14 protein-coding genes are annotated in these 16,381 nt (G+C 70.1%); 5 read left to right on the top strand and 9 right to left on the bottom strand.

The window, feature by feature from the left end:
• Window position 1: 1 nt before the first annotated feature.
• The 5 genes from glgB to hda all read right to left on the bottom strand — a co-directional run bounded on the left by glgB (window position 2) and on the right by hda (window position 5,888).
• Window positions 2-1,993: a 1,4-alpha-glucan branching protein GlgB gene (gene glgB, locus ASE76_RS17230; protein ID WP_156362849.1), complete on the bottom strand. Its 1,992-nt coding sequence runs from the start codon at window positions 1,991-1,993 to the stop codon at window positions 2-4.
• A 242-nt stretch (window positions 1,994-2,235) separates the two neighbouring features.
• Window positions 2,236-2,751 carry a 2-amino-4-hydroxy-6-hydroxymethyldihydropteridine diphosphokinase gene (folK, locus tag ASE76_RS17225; RefSeq protein WP_055842356.1) on the bottom strand — a complete coding sequence of 172 codons (516 nt, stop codon included), beginning with the start codon at window positions 2,749-2,751 and terminating at the stop codon, window positions 2,236-2,238.
• The gene (gene pcnB, locus ASE76_RS17220) at window positions 2,748-4,427 is read right to left on the bottom strand and encodes a polynucleotide adenylyltransferase PcnB (protein WP_055842355.1); all 1,680 of its coding nucleotides are present in this window, start codon (window positions 4,425-4,427) and stop codon (window positions 2,748-2,750) included. Before pcnB ends, folK begins: the two co-directional genes overlap by 4 nt.
• Window positions 4,424-5,152 (bottom strand): HAD family phosphatase, encoded by a 729-nt coding sequence (locus tag ASE76_RS17215; protein WP_055842352.1) that lies wholly within the window; start codon window positions 5,150-5,152, stop codon window positions 4,424-4,426. The genes pcnB and ASE76_RS17215 overlap by 4 nt, the downstream gene beginning before the upstream one ends.
• 46 nt (window positions 5,153-5,198) lie before the next feature.
• Window positions 5,199-5,888 (bottom strand): DnaA regulatory inactivator Hda, encoded by a 690-nt coding sequence (gene hda / locus ASE76_RS17210; protein ID WP_055842349.1) that lies wholly within the window; start codon window positions 5,886-5,888, stop codon window positions 5,199-5,201.
• A 209-nt stretch (window positions 5,889-6,097) separates the two neighbouring features.
• Between hda and purM the strand changes: the two genes are divergently transcribed.
• Both purM and ASE76_RS17200 read left to right on the top strand, forming a co-directional pair.
• Complete coding sequence (gene purM, locus ASE76_RS17205; RefSeq protein ID WP_055842346.1) at window positions 6,098-7,144, top strand: phosphoribosylformylglycinamidine cyclo-ligase; 1,047 nt, start codon at window positions 6,098-6,100, stop codon at window positions 7,142-7,144.
• Window positions 7,145-7,247: 103 nt separating this feature from the next.
• On the top strand, window positions 7,248-8,333 hold the full coding sequence (locus ASE76_RS17200; RefSeq protein ID WP_055842343.1) for an AI-2E family transporter: 1,086 nt from the start codon (window positions 7,248-7,250) through the stop codon (window positions 8,331-8,333).
• 85 nt (window positions 8,334-8,418) lie between these two features.
• Here ASE76_RS17200 and ASE76_RS17195 read toward each other — a convergent pair whose 3' ends face one another.
• On the bottom strand, window positions 8,419-9,270 hold the full coding sequence (locus ASE76_RS17195; RefSeq protein WP_055842340.1) for a SirB1 family protein: 852 nt from the start codon (window positions 9,268-9,270) through the stop codon (window positions 8,419-8,421).
• A 95-nt stretch (window positions 9,271-9,365) separates the two neighbouring features.
• On the bottom strand, window positions 9,366-10,931 hold the full coding sequence (gene murJ / locus ASE76_RS17190; protein WP_055842337.1) for a murein biosynthesis integral membrane protein MurJ: 1,566 nt from the start codon (window positions 10,929-10,931) through the stop codon (window positions 9,366-9,368).
• Between the two features lie 135 nt (window positions 10,932-11,066).
• On the opposite strand from murJ, the gene rpsT reads away from it, so the two are divergent.
• Window positions 11,067-11,375: a 30S ribosomal protein S20 gene (rpsT, locus tag ASE76_RS17185; protein WP_201781881.1), complete on the top strand. Its 309-nt coding sequence runs from the start codon at window positions 11,067-11,069 to the stop codon at window positions 11,373-11,375.
• A gap of 128 nt (window positions 11,376-11,503) precedes the next feature.
• Here the strand turns inward: rpsT and ASE76_RS17180 are convergent, their stop codons facing one another.
• Both ASE76_RS17180 and ASE76_RS17175 read right to left on the bottom strand, forming a co-directional pair.
• Window positions 11,504-13,534, bottom strand: a complete 2,031-nt coding sequence (locus ASE76_RS17180) for a UvrD-helicase domain-containing protein (protein ID WP_055842331.1) — start codon at window positions 13,532-13,534, stop codon at window positions 11,504-11,506.
• A gap of 10 nt (window positions 13,535-13,544) precedes the next feature.
• Window positions 13,545-13,871: a DUF3579 domain-containing protein gene (locus ASE76_RS17175; RefSeq protein ID WP_055842328.1), complete on the bottom strand. Its 327-nt coding sequence runs from the start codon at window positions 13,869-13,871 to the stop codon at window positions 13,545-13,547.
• 268 nt (window positions 13,872-14,139) lie between these two features.
• Here ASE76_RS17175 and ASE76_RS17170 point away from each other — a divergent pair, with 268 nt between their 5' ends.
• The gene (locus ASE76_RS17170; protein WP_055842325.1) at window positions 14,140-15,348 is read left to right on the top strand and encodes an aspartate aminotransferase family protein; all 1,209 of its coding nucleotides are present in this window, start codon (window positions 14,140-14,142) and stop codon (window positions 15,346-15,348) included.
• Window positions 15,349-15,423: 75 nt separating this feature from the next.
• Window positions 15,424-16,380, top strand: a complete 957-nt coding sequence (gene argF, locus ASE76_RS17165; protein ID WP_201781880.1) for an ornithine carbamoyltransferase — start codon at window positions 15,424-15,426, stop codon at window positions 16,378-16,380.
• The last annotated feature ends 1 nt before the right edge of the window (window position 16,381 follow it).

The raw sequence follows: 16,381 nt of genomic DNA, 5'->3' as shown, positions 1-16,381 counted from the left end.
CTCAGTTGGAGATGGATGGATTCGCGCTGCCCGCAAGCCGCGCCGCGGAATGCGTGGGGCCGCCGTCGGAGAGCATCACCACCGCCAGCGGCGGCAGTGTCACCAGCAGGCTGTGGCCATGGCCGCCGCAGGCGATCGGGTCGGCATCGCGGCCGCCGAGGTTGCCCATGCCGCTGCCGCCGTAGATGGAGGCATCGCTGTTGAGCAATTCGGTCCAGTGGCCGCCGCGCGGCACGCCGATGCGCAGGGCCTGCACCGGCGATGCGGTGAAGTTGCAGAGCACCAACACGTCGCCCTGGCCGTCGCCCGCATGGCGGAAGAAGTTCATCACCGTCGGCAGGCCGTGTTCGGCATGGGCCCACGAGAAACCCTCGGCCGCGAAATCGCGGCGGTGCAGCGCGGGCGTTTCGCGGTAGACGCGGTTGAGGTCGGCCACCCAGCGGCCGATGCCCGCATGCAGCGGCCGCCCCCACAGGTACCAGTCGAGCGTGCCCTCGTGGGTCCACTCGGCTTCCTGGCCGAATTCGCCGCCCATGAACAGCAGCTTCTTTCCGGGATGGCCCCACATGAAGCCGTACAGCAGCCGCAGGCCTGCCGCCCGCTGCCAGTCGTCGCCCGGCTGGCGCTCCCACAGGCTGCCCTTGCCGTAGACGACCTCGTCATGCGACAGCGGCAGCATGAAGTTCTCGTCGAAGGCGTACCAGAACGAGAAGCGCAGTTCGTCCTGGTGGTACTCGCGGTAGAAATGCGGCCGCTCGATGAAGCGCAGGGTGTCGTTCATCCACCCCATGTTCCATTTCATACCGAAGCCCAGCCCCCCGTGGTCCACCGGACGCGACACGCCGCCCCAGCTGGAGGACTCCTCCGCGATCATGTGCACGTCGGGGAAGGCCGCGTACACGGCGGTGTTGAGTTCCTGCAGGAACTTGACCGCGGCCAGGTTCTCGTTGCCGCCATGCTCGTTGGGCAGCCACTGGCCCTCTTCCCTGGAAAAATCCAGGTAGAGCATCGACGCCACCGCATCGACCCGCAGCCCGTCGAAGTGGTAGTAGTGCAGCCAGAAGAGCGCATTGCCGATCAGGAAGTCGCGCACCTCGTAGCGGCCGTAGTTGAAGATCAGGCTGTTCCACTGCGGGTGGAAGCCCAGGCGCGGATCGGCATGCTCGTAGAGGTGGGTGCCGTCGAAAGCGCCCAGGCTGTGCGCATCCGACGGGAAGTGCGACGGGACCCAGTCGAGCAGCACGCCGATGCCGTGCTGGTGCAGCGTGTCGACCAGCGCCATCAGGTCCTGCGGCGTGCCGTAGCGGGCACTGGGCGCGTAGTAGCCGGTGACCTGGTAGCCCCAGGAGCCGTAGAACGGGTGCTCGGCCACCGGCATCAGCTCGACGTGGGTGAATCCGAGCGCGGTGCAGTGGGCCGCCAGGCGGCGTGCGATTTCGCGGTAGTTGAGATAGTTGCCGTCGTCGTCGCGCTGCCAGGAGCCCAGGTGAACCTCGTAGACCGCCATCGGCTGGTCCAGCGCCTGGCGGGAGGCGCGGCCGGCCATCCACTCCGCATCGCCCCAGGCGTAATCGAGCGTGGCGACGCGCGAGGCGGTGAGCGGCGGGCACTCGGTCTGGAAGGCATGCGGGTCGGCCTTGTCGAAGGCATTGCCTTCGGGCGGCTGGATCCGGAATTTGTAGCGCTGGCCAATGTCCACGCCGGGGATGAAGCCGTGCCACTGGCCGCTGCCGTCGTCACTAGGGGCGAGCGGCTGGGGCTCCCAGCCGTTGAAGTCGCCGATGACCCCGACGGCGCGGGCATTGGGCGCCCAGACGCCGAAGCGGACACCGCGCTGGCCGTTCTGCGTATCCGGGTGGGCGCCGAGCGTGGTGAACGCCTGGTGGTGGGAAGCCGCGCGGATCGGCAGCGGGGCCGCCACAGCGGTTTGCACAGACGCGCCCCACTCCTCTGGCCCGGTGGAGACAGGAAGCGCAGCGTCTGGCAATTGCATAGAAAACCTTGTCCGGAGAAGCGGCTGAAGTGCCGTCGATGAGTGTCTGCTGCACTGCACCACCTCTGCGCCGGACGGCGGTTTCTCGGTTTGTAGGCGCATGCCGACAACCGGCCGGCACCCCGTTCCCACCCGATGCAGACGGCTGCCATGTGACGCGAGTCGACCGACGCATTCGCCACAACGCTATGCTTTCAATAGCATCAAGTCGTTGCAGCACGCCGGCTACAGCCCTTTTTTATCTAGAAAGGTCGCTGCGGCAGCTTCTCGATGGCCTGCCCCGCCACGGCGGCGAGGGCTTGCGCCGGCACCAGGGACGGTGCGATCTCGGCCAGCGGTACCAGCACGAAGGCCCGATCGCCCATGCGCGGATGCGGCACCTGCAGCTCGGGCAGCGCGATCTGCGCGGTCCCGTACAGCAGCAGGTCCAGGTCCAGGGTACGGGGTGCGTTGGGCCAGGGCCGGGTACGGCCGGCACCGGCCTCGATGGCCTGGAGCTGGCGCAGCAGGTCCAGTGCCGGAAGGGCGGTGTGCACTTCGGCCACCGCGTTGACGTAGTCGGGCCCCGAGGAATCGACCGGCGCGGTGCGGTAAAGGGCCGACCGCTTCGACACGTCGGTTCCCGGCAGGGCGGCGATCGCGTCGAACGCGGCGCCCACCGCGGCGAGCGCATCGCCCAGGTTGGCACCCAGGGCGACATAGGCCACCACGACGGGCGCCTCGTCGCCCACGCCCGCAGGCGGCGCCGGCGCGGTCACACCCCGTCGCTGCCGGTGCCGCCGTCGCGCGGGCCGGCACTGCCGCCGGAGGGCTTGCGGCGACGGCGGCGCTTGCGGGGCGCGCCGGTGGCATCGCCCTCTTCCCCTGCGGCGGGCGCTGTTCGGCCATCAGTGTCTTGCTGCGCCGCATCGGCCGGACCCGTCGCGGTGCGGGACGGGTCCTGCAGCGGCTCGGCGCCGTCGCGCTCGGGCGCGCGGTTGCGCACGCGGGGCGGGTGCGGTGCGGCTGCGGCGCCCTCGCCTGCGGCGGGCTTGCGGGTCCGGACCTTCTGCTCCTCGCGGACCTGGTCGACCAAATCCTGGCGGCGCAGATCGTCTGCGGTGCTGAACTCCTGCCACCATTCCGCCAGCGCCTCGTCGACCTCGCCGATGTCGGCGCGCAGCCGCATGAAATCGAAGCCGGCGCGAAAACGCGGCTGCTCGGCCAGGCCGTAGGGGGTGCTGCCGGTGCGCTTCTCGAAACGCGGCTGCATGACCCAGATCTCGCGCATGTCGGCGGCCAGCTTGCCGCGGCCCGACACGTCGCCGATGCGCTTGTCGAACACCTCGTCGATCGCCTCCTGCAGCGCCGGGAACACCGGCTGGCGCTGCTGCTCCACCCGGCGGTTCCAGCCGGTGCGCACGTCGTCCCACAGTACGGTGGCCAGCAGGAAGCTGGGCGCCACCGGCTTGCCCTCGCCGACGCGGCGATCGGTATCGAGCAGGGCGGCCTTCACGAAGGGCTGGTCGGCGCGCTCCACCACCACGTCGAGCAGCGGGTAGATGCCGCGGGCCATGCCGAGCTTGCGCAGTTGCTCGACGCTGGCGATCGCATGGCCGGTCTGCAGCAGCTTGAGCATCTCGTCGAACATGCGGCTCTGCGGCACGTCGGCCAGCAGGGCTTGGGAGGCGACCAGGGGGGCACCGGTCTTGGCATCCAGCGTGAAGCCCAGGCCGCTCAGCTTGGCGGCGAAGCGCACCGCGCGGATGATGCGCACCGGGTCTTCGCGGTAGCGGGTGGCGGCGTCGCCGATCATCCGCAGGGTGCGTTTCTTGGCGTCCTTGAAGCCGCCGTGGTAGTCGACCACGGTCTGCGTCTCGGGGTCGTAGTACATCGCGTTGACGGTGAAGTCGCGGCGGGTGGCGTCCTCGTTCTGCGGGCCCCAGACGTTGTCGCGCAGCACCCGGCCGGTGGAATCGACCGCATGGGTCATGCCGGCCAGTTCGCTCTTGCTGGTCTTCTCGTTGCCGGCCACCTGTTCGGCGGCGGCGTTGTCCATGTAGGCGCGGAAGGTCGAGACCTCGATCACCTCGTGCTCCCGGCCCCGGCCGTAGACCACGTGCACGATGCGGAAGCGCCGGCCGATGATGAAGGCGCGCCGGAACAGGCCCTTGACCTGCTCGGGCGTGGCGTTGGTCGCCACGTCGAAGTCCTTGGGCCGCAGGCCGACCAGCAGGTCGCGCACCGCGCCGCCCACCACGTAGGCCTCGAAGCCGGCCTGCTTCAGGGTGCGCACCACCTCGACCGCCCGGCGGTCGACCAGGTCGGGGTCGATGTTGTGCACGCTGGCGGGCACCTCCTCGCGCTTGCCGAAGCTGGGCCGCTTCGGGGCCTTGGCGCCCGCGGAGGCCGGGGCCTTCTTGCCCAGCAGCTTGTCGATGAACTGTTTGATCATTTTTCTTCTTCGGTGGCGCCCACGGGCGCAAAGAGGTCCAGGATGCGCCAGCCGCGCTCGGCGGCCAGGGCGCGCAGGCGCGGGTCGGGGTTGGTGGCGACCGGATGGTCGACCTTCTCGAGCAGGGCCAGGTCGTTGAGGGAATCGCTGTAGAAGGTGGTCTCCACGTCGGCCCAGCGCCAGCCGCGCGCGTCGAGCCAGGCCTCCATCCGCAGCACCTTGCCCTCGCGGGCGGAGGGCACGCCCTCGATCGCGCCGGTGATCCAGCCGTCGGCGCCGCGGGCCAGGTCGACCGCGATCAGCTCGCGCACGCCGAGCGCCTGGGCGATCGGCCGGGTGACGAAGGCGTTGGTGGCGGTGACGATCACGATCTCGTCGCCGGCGGCGCGGTGCGCCTCGACCAGCGCACGGGCCGCAGGCAGCAGCACCGGGCCGATCACCTCGGCCATGAAGCGGCGGTGGGCGGCATCGGCCGCCTCGGGGCCCTGCAGCCGCACCGCATCGGTCGCGAAGCGCACGTAGTCGTGGATGTCGAGCGTGCCGGCGCGGTATTGGGCGAAGAATTCCGCGTTGCGGCGGGCGAAGGCCACCGGATCGGTCCAGCCGAGGGTGGTGGTGAACGCGCCCCAGGCGTAGTCGGAATCGATCGGCAGCAGCGTGTGGTCGAGGTCGAACAGCGCCAGCCGGGGGCGCGACGAGGGAGAGGGGGAAGCGGCTTCGGCCATGGCTAGGAAGGCGGCAGGAGAGGACAAGGAAGCGAAGCGGCCGCGTTCATTCGGACGCGAGCATCGCCTTGAGCAGCGGGATGGTGACGGCGCGCTGGGTGCGCAGGGCATAGCCGTCGAGGCTGTCGAGCAGCTGCATCAGGCTGCCCAGGTCGCGGCTGAAGCGGCTGAGCATGAAATCGACCACGTCGTCGCCCAGCACCACGCCGCGGGCGTCGGCCGCCTGGCGCAGCACCGCGCGGCGCTCGGTCTCTCCCAGCGGATGCAGCTGGAACACGTGGCCCCATCCGAGCCGGGTGCGCAGGTCTTCCCGCAGCCGCAGGTCGGCCGGCGGCAGGGCGCCGGCGGCCAGCACCCAGCGAGCGCGGCCGTCCTTCGGCGTGAGGGCGTTGACGAACCAGTTGAAGGCGGTGTGCTGCTGGGCCGCGTCGTAGAGGTGGACGTCGTCGAGCAGCACCGCCGTCCAGTCCTCGTCGTACTCGGCCCCGCCCGACGCGGCGTCGAGCCAGCCGACCGTCGCGCCCTGGTCGCGCAGCGCCTGGCGGGCGGCCTGCAGCAGGTGGGTCTTGCCGCTGGCGGCGTCGCCCCAGAGATAGGCGGGCACCGGCGCCCGGTTCGCTTCGCCGGCACCCGTCCAGAGCTGCAGGTGCTCCAGCGCCGCCGCGTTGGGGCCGGGCCAGAAGTTCGCGAGCGTGGGGCCGGCGGCCAGGCCGATGTCGAGCGCGATCTGCTGCATGCGGGCGTGCCTCAGCGCGGCGCGCCGGGGCGCGGGCTGTGGAAGGGCAAACGGTGAAAGAGCTGCGGCATGGACGAGGGGCAAAGGAACGGCGGGAAGCGAGCCCTTAAAATCAGCCACAAATTCTAGTCGCCCGGCGCTCCCGTGCCCGGCGCACCCGCCCTGCCCTCACCGGCGCCTGTCTTCCCCTCCATCCTCGACCACACGCCATGAGTTCTTTCGCGCCCTCCACCTCCCCCCTGTCGTACAAGGACGCGGGGGTCGACATCGACGCCGGCGACGCACTGGTGGAGCGCATCAAGCCGCTGGCCAAGAAGACGATGCGCGAGGGCGTGCTGGCCGGCATCGGCGGCTTCGGCGCGCTGTTCGAGGTGCCCAAGCGCTACAAGGAGCCGGTGCTGGTCTCCGGCACCGATGGCGTCGGCACCAAGCTGCGCCTGGCCTTCGAATGGCAGATGCACGACACCGTCGGCATCGATCTCGTGGCCATGAGCGTCAACGACGTGCTGGTGCAGGGCGCCGAGCCGCTGTTCTTCCTCGACTACTTCGCCTGCGGCAAGCTCGACGTGGACACGGCCGCGGCGGTCGTCGGCGGCATCGCCCGGGGCTGCGAACTGAGCGGATGCGCCCTCATCGGCGGCGAGACGGCCGAGATGCCCGGCATGTACCCCGACGGCGAGTACGACCTGGCGGGCTTCGCCGTCGGCGCGGTCGAGAAATCCAAGATCCTCACCGGCCAGAGCGTGGCCGCGGGCGACGTGGTGCTGGGCCTGGCCTCGGCCGGCGTGCATTCCAACGGCTTCAGCCTGGTGCGCAAGGTGATCGAGCGGGCGGCAGCCGACCTGCCCGCCACGCTCGACGGCCGGCCGTTCCGCGAAGCGATCATGGCGCCCACCCGCCTCTACGTGAAGCCGGTGCTCGAGGCGCTGGCCGTCCACCCGATCAAGGCGCTGGCCCACATCACCGGCGGCGGCCTGCTGGAGAACATCCCGCGGGTGCTGCCAGAGGGCACCGCCGCCCACCTGCAGAAGGGCAGTTGGCCGCAGACCGAGCTGTTCGCCTGGCTGCAGAAGGTGGCCGGCATCGACGACATCGAGATGAACCGCACCTTCAACAACGGCATCGGCATGGTGGTGGTCGTGGCCGCCGAGCATGCCGAGGCGACCGCCGCCACGCTGCAGGCCGCCGGCGAGCAGGTGCACCGCATCGGAACCATCGCCCCGCGCGCCGATGGCGCCGCCGTCGTCGTGGTCTGACGCCGCATACTGCTGCGACGCGCGGTGGATTCCACCGCGTGCCCCGCCGGGCGACGGCGCCGCCGCCCGGAGTTCCGACCCTCTTCCTGACTGTCGCGCACGCATGAGACCTCTTCCGCCCGCATCCGGCGCCGATCCGCTTCCGGCACGCACCGGCGTCACGGTGGCCAGCTACGTGCTGATCGCAGCGATGCTGCTGCTGGTGATGGTGCAGGGCCTGCTGGCGGGCCTGCTGTGCGTCTGCGTCGGCTTCCTGGCGACGCGCTGGATCGCCCGCGGGTTCTGCCGGCTGTGGCGCTCCCGCAAGCGGGCCGTGCCGCCCGCGGCCGGCTGCAGCGGCCGCACCGTGTCGCCGGGCGCGCAGATCGCCGCGGCGGCGCTGGTCATCGCGGCGCCGATCCTGATGCTGTCGGCGGCGCTGTCGCAGTCGCGCACCTTCATCCTGCATGCGCCCGAGCAGTACCGCGAGCTGCTCGACCACACCGCCCGCACCGTGCTGGAGTTCCGCGAGAAGCTGCCGCCCGAGATCGGCCAGCACCTGCCCGACGGTGCCGACGACCTGCAGCGGGTGGTGGCGCACTACCTGCGCGCGCAGGCCGGCTCGCTGGCGATCACCGGGCGGGCCTGGCTGCATGCGCTGCTCTTCGCCTACGTGGGCCTGATCGTCGGCGCGCTGGCGGGCTGCGCCCGGTCGCCCACCGCGCGCGGGCCGCTGTCGGCGCAACTGCACCGGCGCATCACCCTCTTCGGCGAGGCCTTCGGCCAGATCGTGGCGGCGCAGTTCTGGATCGCGGCCTTCAACATGGTGCTGACCGCCGTCTTCCTGCTGGGCATCCTGCCGCTCTGGAACATGGAGCTGCCCTATGCGCCGGCGCTGATCACCCTCACCTTCCTGGCCGGGCTGGTGCCGATCGTGGGCAACCTGCTCTGCAACGCGGTGATCACCGTCGTCGGCCTGTCGGTGTCGCCGGCCACCGCGGCGGCCTGCCTCGGCTTCCTGATCCTGATCCACAAGGCCGAGTACCTGATCAATGCCAAGGTCGTCGGGCAGCGCACCCACATGGCGGTATGGGAACTGCTGGCGGTGATGTTCCTGGCCGAAGCGGTCTTCGGGCCCGCGGGCCTGGTGGCGGCGCCGCTTTTCTACGCGTACCTGAAGAAAGAGCTGGAAGTGGCGCGGCTGGTGTAGCGCTGAGGCGGCGTCAAATTGCTATTAAAGCAATAGCTAAATGCCGGCACCGCACACCGGCTACGGCCACTTTTTATCTGAAACCTCAGTTGAGGGCCCGGCGCAGTTGCAGCACCCGCTCCTCGACCAGGTCGATGTCGAGCGCGTCCTCGGCGTGGGCCAGGTAAGCCTCCAGGTCCACCACCGCCTCGGCGCCACGGCCCTGCTCGGCCAGGGCCAGACCGCGGTCGCGCTGCTCGGCCCAGGCCTTGGGCAGCAGGGCGACCAGCCGGTTCTGCACCGCCACCAGCCGCGCCCAGTCCTGCTGTGAACGGTGGATCTCCTTCAGGTTGCGCAGCATCCTGGCCAGGATCTCGCGGGGCGTGGCGGCCTGCAGGAACAGGCCGAGCGGCACGTCGAAATCCTCCACCAACCCGCTGCGTCGCTTGTAGGGCTCCAGCCGCTCCGACAGCTCTTCGCGCGAGAGCGAATGGCCGTTGAACGGGTCGAGCACCACCTGCCCCTTCGGCAGGTTGATCTTGACCATGAAGTGCCCGGGAAAGCTGATGCCCCGGGCGTGCAGCGACAGGCCCTGGGCCAGCTCCATCCACAGCACCGCGAGCGAGATGGGGATGCCGCGGCGGGTGCGCAGGACCGCGTTCAGATAGCTGTTGTCGGGATCGTAGAAATCGTTGACGTTGCCGCCGAAGGCTAGGTCGTGGAAGAAGAACTGGTTGAGCACCCGCAGCCGCTGCAGGGCGGGCGCATCGGCCGGCAGGCGGCGGCGCAGGCGGGCCAGCAGCTGGTCCACGTCGCCCAGCACCTGCTGGATGTCGAGGTCGGGGTACTCGTCCTGCGCCACGCTGACCGTGGCCTCCAGCAGGGGGAATTCGTCGTCGCTCTGGACGAGCGCGGCGAAATATTCGAGCGGCGTGGGGGCCGTAAAGCGAAGGTCCATGGACCATTCTGGCGGCGCCCGCCCGAACGCGTCAAGCGGGGCCGCCGGAGGCCCGGTGGCGGCAGACCCGGCGCGGCCAGGGCACCCCGCGGGGGTCAGCGGCGCAGCATCTGCCGCAGCTTGATGCCCGCGGCCCAGGCGGCCAGCAGGTAGAGCACCATCGACGCCGCCACCACGCCCGCCAGCAGGCCGGCCCGGCGGAACTCGGTCGCCTGCAGGCCGATCCAGTCGAAGCGGTTGAGCATCCACACCAGGAAGATCGCCAGGATGGCGCTGGCGGCCAGCACCTGCATCAGGAACAGGCCCCAGCCCGGCAGCGGCCGGAAGCTGCCGCGCCGCACCAGGCCGACCAGCAGCCACAGCGCGTTGACCACCGCGCCGATGCCGATCGACAGCGTCAGCGCCGCATGCTGCAGCAGCGGCACCAGCAGGTAGTTGAGCACCTGGGTCAGCACCAGCACGCAGACGGCGATCCGCATCGGGGTGCGCATGTCGTGCTTGGCGTAGAAGCCGGGTGCCAGCACCTTGATCGCCACGATGCCGACCAGGCCCGCGCCATAGCCCATCAGCGCCACGGTGGTCTGCTGCACGTCCTGCGGGGTGAAGGCGCCGTGGTGGAACAGCACCGCCACCAGCGGCCGGGAGAACACCAGCAGGGTCACCATGCAGGGGACCGACAGCAGCACCACCAGGCGCAGGCCCCAATCCAGCATCGCCGAATAGCGGGCGTCGTCCTTCGCGGCGCGGGCGCCGGCCAGCTGCGGCATCAGCACCACGCCCAGCGCCACGCCCAGCAAAGCGGTCGGGAACTCCATCAGGCGGTCGGCGTAGACGATCCAGCTGACGCTGCCCGGCGCCAGATGCGAGGCGATCTGGGTGTTGATCAGCAGCGAGATCTGCGCGACGCTGACGCCCAGCAGCGCCGGCAGCATCAGCCGCATCACGTTGCGGGTGGCGGGATCGGTCCAGGCAGCGCGGATCGCCGCGCGGCTGGCGCCGATGTCGGGCAGCAGGCCCAGGCGCTTGAGCGCCGGCAGTTGCAGGCCCAACTGCAACGCACCGCCCACCAGCACGCCGACGCACTGCGCGTAGATCGGCTCGAACCCGTGCCGCGCGAACCAGGGCGCACCCCAGACGATCGACAGGATCAGCGACACGTTCAGCAGCACCGGCGTGGCCGCCGGCACCGCGAAGCGCCGCCAGGTGTTGAGCACCCCGCCCGCCAGCGCCACCAGCGACATGAAGCCGATGTAGGGGAACATCCACCGCGTCATCGTCACCGCCGCGCCGAAGCCCTCGGGCGTCTGCCGCAAGCCGCTGGCCATCGCCCAGACCAGCAGCGGCGCCGCCGCCACACCCGCGATGCTCAGTACCAGCAGCGTCCAGGCCAGCAGGGTGGAGACATGGTCGATCAGCGCCTTGGCCCCCTCGTCCCCCCGCTCCACCCGCGCCGCGGCCAGCACCGGTACGAAAGCCTGGCTGAACGCCCCTTCGCCGAACACCCGGCGAAACAGGTTGGGGATGCGAAAGGCGACGTTGAACGCGTCGGTCAACGCGCTGACGCCGAACACCGAGGCCATCAACAGCTCACGGACCAGCCCCGTGATGCGCGAGGCGAGCGTGAACAGCGAAACGGTGGAAGCGGCTTTGAAAAGTGACACCGCGCGAGTGTAGGGGCCCGACCGGCATCGCCCTCTGCAAGAGGGTGGGCGGCCACACACAGTGGGGAAGCCTGGGGGTGGGATATAATTTTTGGCTTTGCTGCAACATCCTCAGACCACCTAAGGAACCGAATCATGGCAACCAAGCCGAAGAAAAAGAACCCGCGCCTCGCGTCGGGCCGCAAGCGCGTCCGCCAGGACGTCAAGCTCAACGCTGCGAACACCTCGCTGCGCTCCAAGTACCGCACGGCGGTGAAGAACGTCGAAAAGGCTGTTCTCGCCGGCGATAAGACCAAGGCTGCCGAAGCCTTCGCCCGCGCCCAGAGCGTGGTCGATACCGTGGCGGACAAGGGCATCTTCCACAAGAACAAGGCCGCTCGCGACAAGAGCCGCCTGGCTGCGAAGGTCAAGGCCCTCGCAACCGCAGCCACCGCGGCCGCCTGACCGAATCAGGCATCGCACGAGCAGGCTCTTCATCAGCCCGCTCGCCGTTTGCAACGGGTGCGCTGCAGCAAAGTGAAAAACCGCCTTCGGGCGGTTTTTTCATGGGCGCTCGCTTTCCATAACGAACCCTACGCTGCCGGCAGCGACAGCCCCATCCGCGCCACATAGTCGCTCGGCCGCCGTGCATCCACCAGCAGCGTCAGCGCCTTGCGAGCCCGGGTGATCGCGACGTAGAACAGGTTTTCCTCGTCCGAAGTGCGCGCGTCGGCATCGGGGAACACGCCCTGCGCCAAGAAGGGCAGCAGCACGTGGTCGAACTCCAGCCCCTTCACCGCCGCCGCGGCGGCCAGCGTCAGCGGGGTCTCGCGCCCCGGCGCGGCCCGGCGCTGCTCGGTGGCGTTGAGCTGGTGGAAGAAGGCCGAGGCCGATCCGGCACGCGCCGCCAGGTGGCGCAGGCCCTCAATGTTGCGCAGCGCGGCGGCCCGCCGCTCCGGCCGCACCAGCGCCTGCGCCACGAACCACGGCATGTCGAGCGCCGCCAGGAATCGGTCGAACAGCTCGGGCCCGGCGCCGGGCGCGACGCCCTCCACCACCGCGACCGCCGCCCGCAGGCGGCGCGCCACGGCCGGCTCGGCGGTGCGCAGCACGTGGTTCTCCAGGAAGCGCGGCAGGTTCTCGCTGTTGTCGTGGAAGTGGCGGATCGCCGTCGCCAGCAGGGCCGGCTGCGACTGGTCGTCCTGCTCGGGGTCTTCGTCCAGGCGGGTGCCGCAGAAGAAGACGAAGGATTCGACCATGCGGGCCAGCGTGTCGCGGTCGCGCAAACTCTCGAAATCGCGGGTGGCGATGGTCAGCAGGCCGCGCACCAGCAACACCTCGGGGCGCAGCAGGTAGCTGTCGAAGCCGGTGGTGCGGTAGGGCAGGCCGGCGTCGACCAGCGCGTTCTCCAGCAGGATCGACTGGTCCTCGTGGCGCAGCAGCACCGCCTGCGCGCCGAGGGCCTTGGCGCCGCGGCCGAAGCCGCGCAGGGCCGTCAGCACCTGCGCCACGCAGGCGTCCTCGTCGGCGTGGGACAGCACCGCCACCGCGGTGTCGTGCGCGCTGGACGACACGATCTTCTGCCGGGTGAAGCGCGCCGCGCCCCGGGCCAGCCGCTCGTGGAAGCGGAAGCTGGTGCCGAGCCGGTAGGTCGCGATGTAGCGGCCGGTCTCGTCGGCGATGCGCTCGCCCAGGAAGGCCGGGTCGGCGCCGGCGGCGGCATGGATCACCTGGTGCACGTCGCCCACACCGCAGAACTCGCAGCGCTGCGAGCGCAGCAGCCGGCGCAGGATGCGGAACATGGCCTCGTTCATGTCGTGCATCTCGTCGACCATCAGGACCCGCAGCCGGCCCGGCCAGGCGGCGGGCACCGGGTCGGCGTCGCCCTCCTCCTCACGCATAAACTGGCGGGCCAGGTCATAGGTGGCGTCGCCAGGGCCGCGGAATGCCGGGTGGTCGGGATGGCCGCCACGGCGGATGCGGCGCTCGTAGGCGGCGAAGGTGCACAGCGCGGTGTACTCCATGCCGTACTGCTCGGCGTGCTGCGGCGCCAGCAGGCCCTCGGGCGGATCGCGGTCGAGCTGCATCGTGCCCTTGAGCCACAGCGCATGCTCCAGGAAATCGGCGACGAAGGCGGCGTCGCCGGCGGACGGCACCTGCAGCGCGTCGTACCAGCGGCTGTCCTCCTGCTGGGCCAGCATCCGCTCGACCGCCTCCCAGACGCGGGGCCGCAGCTGCTCCGGCGTATGCAGCCGCGGCACCGGCGCACCTTCCATCCGCAACAGCACCGCGGAAGCGAAGGCCTCGAAGGTCGAGACCTGGAACAGCTTGGCGACCGGCACCGGCACGCCGATGGTGCGCAGCGCGTTGCGCAGGGCCACGCAGGCGGCGTCGGTGTAGGTGAGCACCAGGCAATCGCGCGGATCGATGCCCTGCTGCCAGGCCTCCGCCAGGCGCAGGGCGAGCGTGGTGGTCTTGGCGGCGCCGGCATGGGCCTGCACCAGCACGGTGGGCTGCGGCGCGGACTGGATCGCGCGCTGTTCGTCGGTGGGGACCAGGCCGCCGGGCGGCGGGGAGAAGCGGGGACCGGCCGGATCGTGTCCACCGGCAGCGGTTGCGTCCATGCGGGAAAGCCTAGCGGCGGGCCGGCACCGGAGCGTCGGGCAGCAGGCAGGCCTCGGTGACCTGCAGGTCGTTGTCGCGGGCGAAGTTCATCACGAAGTCCCAGGCCATCGCATCGTAGGTGCGCAGGTCGGGGTGGACGACCACGCACTTGGTGCCGTTGAGGTTGGTGGGAATGCACCACGGCGAGTAGCCCAGGTGGCTGCCCGGGCGCGGGCCGCCGGGGCGAAAGCTGCTCATGACGCCCGCCAGGCGCTCGGCCCAGTCGCTCGGGCGAAAGGTGCGACCATCGCTCGTGACGCCCTGGATGAAGACTTCTTGTGCTTTGTAGGCGACCATCGTGGCGGGGGCTGGTGGGAGGGGCGGCGGCCTGCAGGGGGGCTTGCGGGCCGGGTGGTGATTCTAGCTCTTATAGAAGACTGGACCCCGGGATAACCCGACGTGGCGGGCGGCATCGCTCTGATGCACAAACGTCACCAACGCCCGCGGTGCCGGCCCCTAGAATCGCATTTCAGCGGCGCGCGCTTCGCTGAACCCACTATTTACGGGCCCCTGTCGCACCCCGGTGCCGCAGCCCACTCTCCCCGGTTTCTCGGAAAGGAAACGCATGACCGCCTCGACAGCGCCCACCTCGCCCCACGTGATGAACACCTACGGCCGCCTGCCGATCGCACTCGATCACGGCGACGGCGTATGGGTCTGGGACACCGAGGGCCGACGCTACCTGGACGGCCTGGGCGGCATCGCGGTCAACACACTGGGCCACAACCATCCGAAGCTGGTGCCCGCGCTGCAGGACCAGATCGCCAAGCTGATCCACAGCTCCAACTACTACCACGTGCCCGGCCAGGAAGCGCTGGCGGCCCGGCTGGTGGAGCTCTCGGGCCTGACCAACGCCTTCTTCTGCTCGACCGGCCTGGAAGCCAACGAGGCGGCGCTGAAGCTGGCGCGCAAGTTCGGCCACGACAAAGGCATCGAGCGGCCCGAGATCGTGGTCTACGAGCATGCCTTCCACGGCCGCTCGATCGCGACGCTGTCGGCCACCGGCAACCCCAAGGTGCAGGCGGGCTTCGGTCCGCTGGTCGAGGGCTTCATCCGGGTGCCGCTCAACGACATCGCCGCGCTGAAGGCGGCCACCGAGGGCAACCCCAACGTGGTGGCGGTGTTCTTCGAGACGATCCAGGGCGAAGGCGGCATCCACGCGATGCGCTGGGAATACCTGCGGCAGGTGCGCGCCCTGTGCGATGCCAACGACTGGCTGATGATGATCGACGAGGTGCAGTGCGGCATGGGCCGCACCGGCAAATGGTTCGCCCACCAGTGGGCGGGCATCCTGCCCGACGTGATGCCGCTGGCCAAGGGCCTGGGCTCGGGCGTGCCGATCGGCGCGGTCGTGGCCGGCCCCAAGGCGGCGAAGATCTTCGGCCCGGGCAACCACGGCACCACCTTCGGCGGCAACCCGCTGGCGATGCGTGCCGGTGTCGAGACCCTGCGCATCATGGAGGAAGACGGCCTGGTCGAGAACGCGGCCACCGTCGGCGCCCATCTGAAGGCGGGGCTGGAGCGCGAACTGGCCGGCCTGCCCGGTGTGAAGGAAGTGCGCGGCCACGGCCTGATGCTGGGCATCGAGCTCGACCGGCCGTGCGGCGTGATCCTGCAGCGCGCGGCCGAGGCCGGCCTGCTGCTCTCGGTCACCGCCGACAGCGTGATCCGCCTGGTGCCGCCGCTGATCCTGACCGCCGACGAAGCCGACCAGATCGTGGCGATCCTCGTGCCGCTGGTGAAGGCCTTCCTGGCCGAGCCGCAGGCCGCGTAACGGGGCACTGCCACCCCCTCCCCCATTGCGCCGCGGCCCGTCCGCGGCGCACCCGTTTCCAGACCCCGAGCCGATATGCAGCAATCTCCGATCCGCCACTACCTGCAGTTCAAGGATTTCAGCGCCGACGACTACGCCTGGATCTTCCAGCGCGCCGCGCAGATCAAGCGCAAGTTCAAGGCCTACGAGAAGTACCACCCGCTGGCCGACCGCACGCTGGCGATGATCTTCGAGAAGGCCTCCACCCGCACCCGGGTGAGCTTCGAGGCCGGCATGTACCAGCTGGGCGGCACGGTGCTGAACCTGACCACCGGCGACAGCCAGCTGGGCCGGGCCGAGCCGATCGAGGACAGCGCCCGCGTCATCAGCCGCATGGTCGACGTGGTGATGATCCGCACCTTCGGCCAGGACCGCATCGAGCGCTTCGCCGAATTCTCGCGGGTGCCGGTGATCAACGGGCTGACCAACGAGTTCCACCCCTGCCAGATCCTGGCCGACATCTTCACCTTCCTGGAGCACCGAGGCCTGGGCGACGACGGCCTGCCCGACCTGGCCCGCCTGGCCGGCCGCACCGTGGCCTGGGTGGGCGATGGCAACAACATGGCCAACACCTGGCTGCAGGCCGCCGCCCTGCTCGGCTTCACCGTGCACATCAGCACGCCGAGCGGCTACGAGATCGACCCGGTCACCGCCGGCGTGCAGGCGGGCCAGGGCTACCGCGTCTTTCAGGACCCGATGGAGGCCTGCCGCGGCGCCGACCTGGTCACCACCGACGTCTGGACCAGCATGGGCTACGAGGACGAGAACGAGGCCCGCCGCACCGCCTTCGCCGACTGGCGGGTCGATGCCGAGATGATGGCAGCCGCCCAGCCCGACGCGCTCTTCATGCATTGCCTGCCGGCGCATCGCGGCGAGGAAGTCGACGCCGACGTGATCGACGGCCCGCAGTCGGTCGTCTGGGACGAGGCGGAGAACCGGATGCATGTGCAGAAGGCCTTGCTCGAATTCCTGCTGCTCGGCCGGGTGCAGTAAG

The organism is Xylophilus sp. Leaf220, from assembly GCF_001421705.1.
Classification (GTDB): Bacteria; Pseudomonadota; Gammaproteobacteria; order Burkholderiales; family Burkholderiaceae_C; genus Xylophilus.
This window is presented reverse-complemented; position numbering and strand designations above follow the sequence as displayed.

Bases quoted from the DNA above. Each gene is read 5' to 3' on its own strand.
- glgB (WP_156362849.1), bottom strand. From the start codon at position 1,993: ATGCAATTGCCAGACGCTGCGCTTCCTGTCTCCACCGGGCCAGAGGAG.
- pcnB (WP_055842355.1), bottom strand. From the start codon at position 4,427: ATGATCAAACAGTTCATCGACAAGCTGCTGGGCAAGAAGGCCCCGGCC.
- ASE76_RS17215 (WP_055842352.1), bottom strand. From the start codon at position 5,152: ATGGCCGAAGCCGCTTCCCCCTCTCCCTCGTCGCGCCCCCGGCTGGCG.
- hda (WP_055842349.1), bottom strand. From the start codon at position 5,888: ATGCAGCAGATCGCGCTCGACATCGGCCTGGCCGCCGGCCCCACGCTC.
- purM (WP_055842346.1), top strand. From the start codon at position 6,098: ATGAGTTCTTTCGCGCCCTCCACCTCCCCCCTGTCGTACAAGGACGCG.
- ASE76_RS17200 (WP_055842343.1), top strand. From the start codon at position 7,248: ATGAGACCTCTTCCGCCCGCATCCGGCGCCGATCCGCTTCCGGCACGC.
- ASE76_RS17195 (WP_055842340.1), bottom strand. From the start codon at position 9,270: ATGGACCTTCGCTTTACGGCCCCCACGCCGCTCGAATATTTCGCCGCG.
- rpsT (WP_201781881.1), top strand. From the start codon at position 11,067: ATGGCAACCAAGCCGAAGAAAAAGAACCCGCGCCTCGCGTCGGGCCGC.
- ASE76_RS17180 (WP_055842331.1), bottom strand. From the start codon at position 13,534: ATGGACGCAACCGCTGCCGGTGGACACGATCCGGCCGGTCCCCGCTTC.
- ASE76_RS17175 (WP_055842328.1), bottom strand. From the start codon at position 13,871: ATGGTCGCCTACAAAGCACAAGAAGTCTTCATCCAGGGCGTCACGAGC.
- ASE76_RS17170 (WP_055842325.1), top strand. From the start codon at position 14,140: ATGACCGCCTCGACAGCGCCCACCTCGCCCCACGTGATGAACACCTAC.
- argF (WP_201781880.1), top strand. From the start codon at position 15,424: ATGCAGCAATCTCCGATCCGCCACTACCTGCAGTTCAAGGATTTCAGC.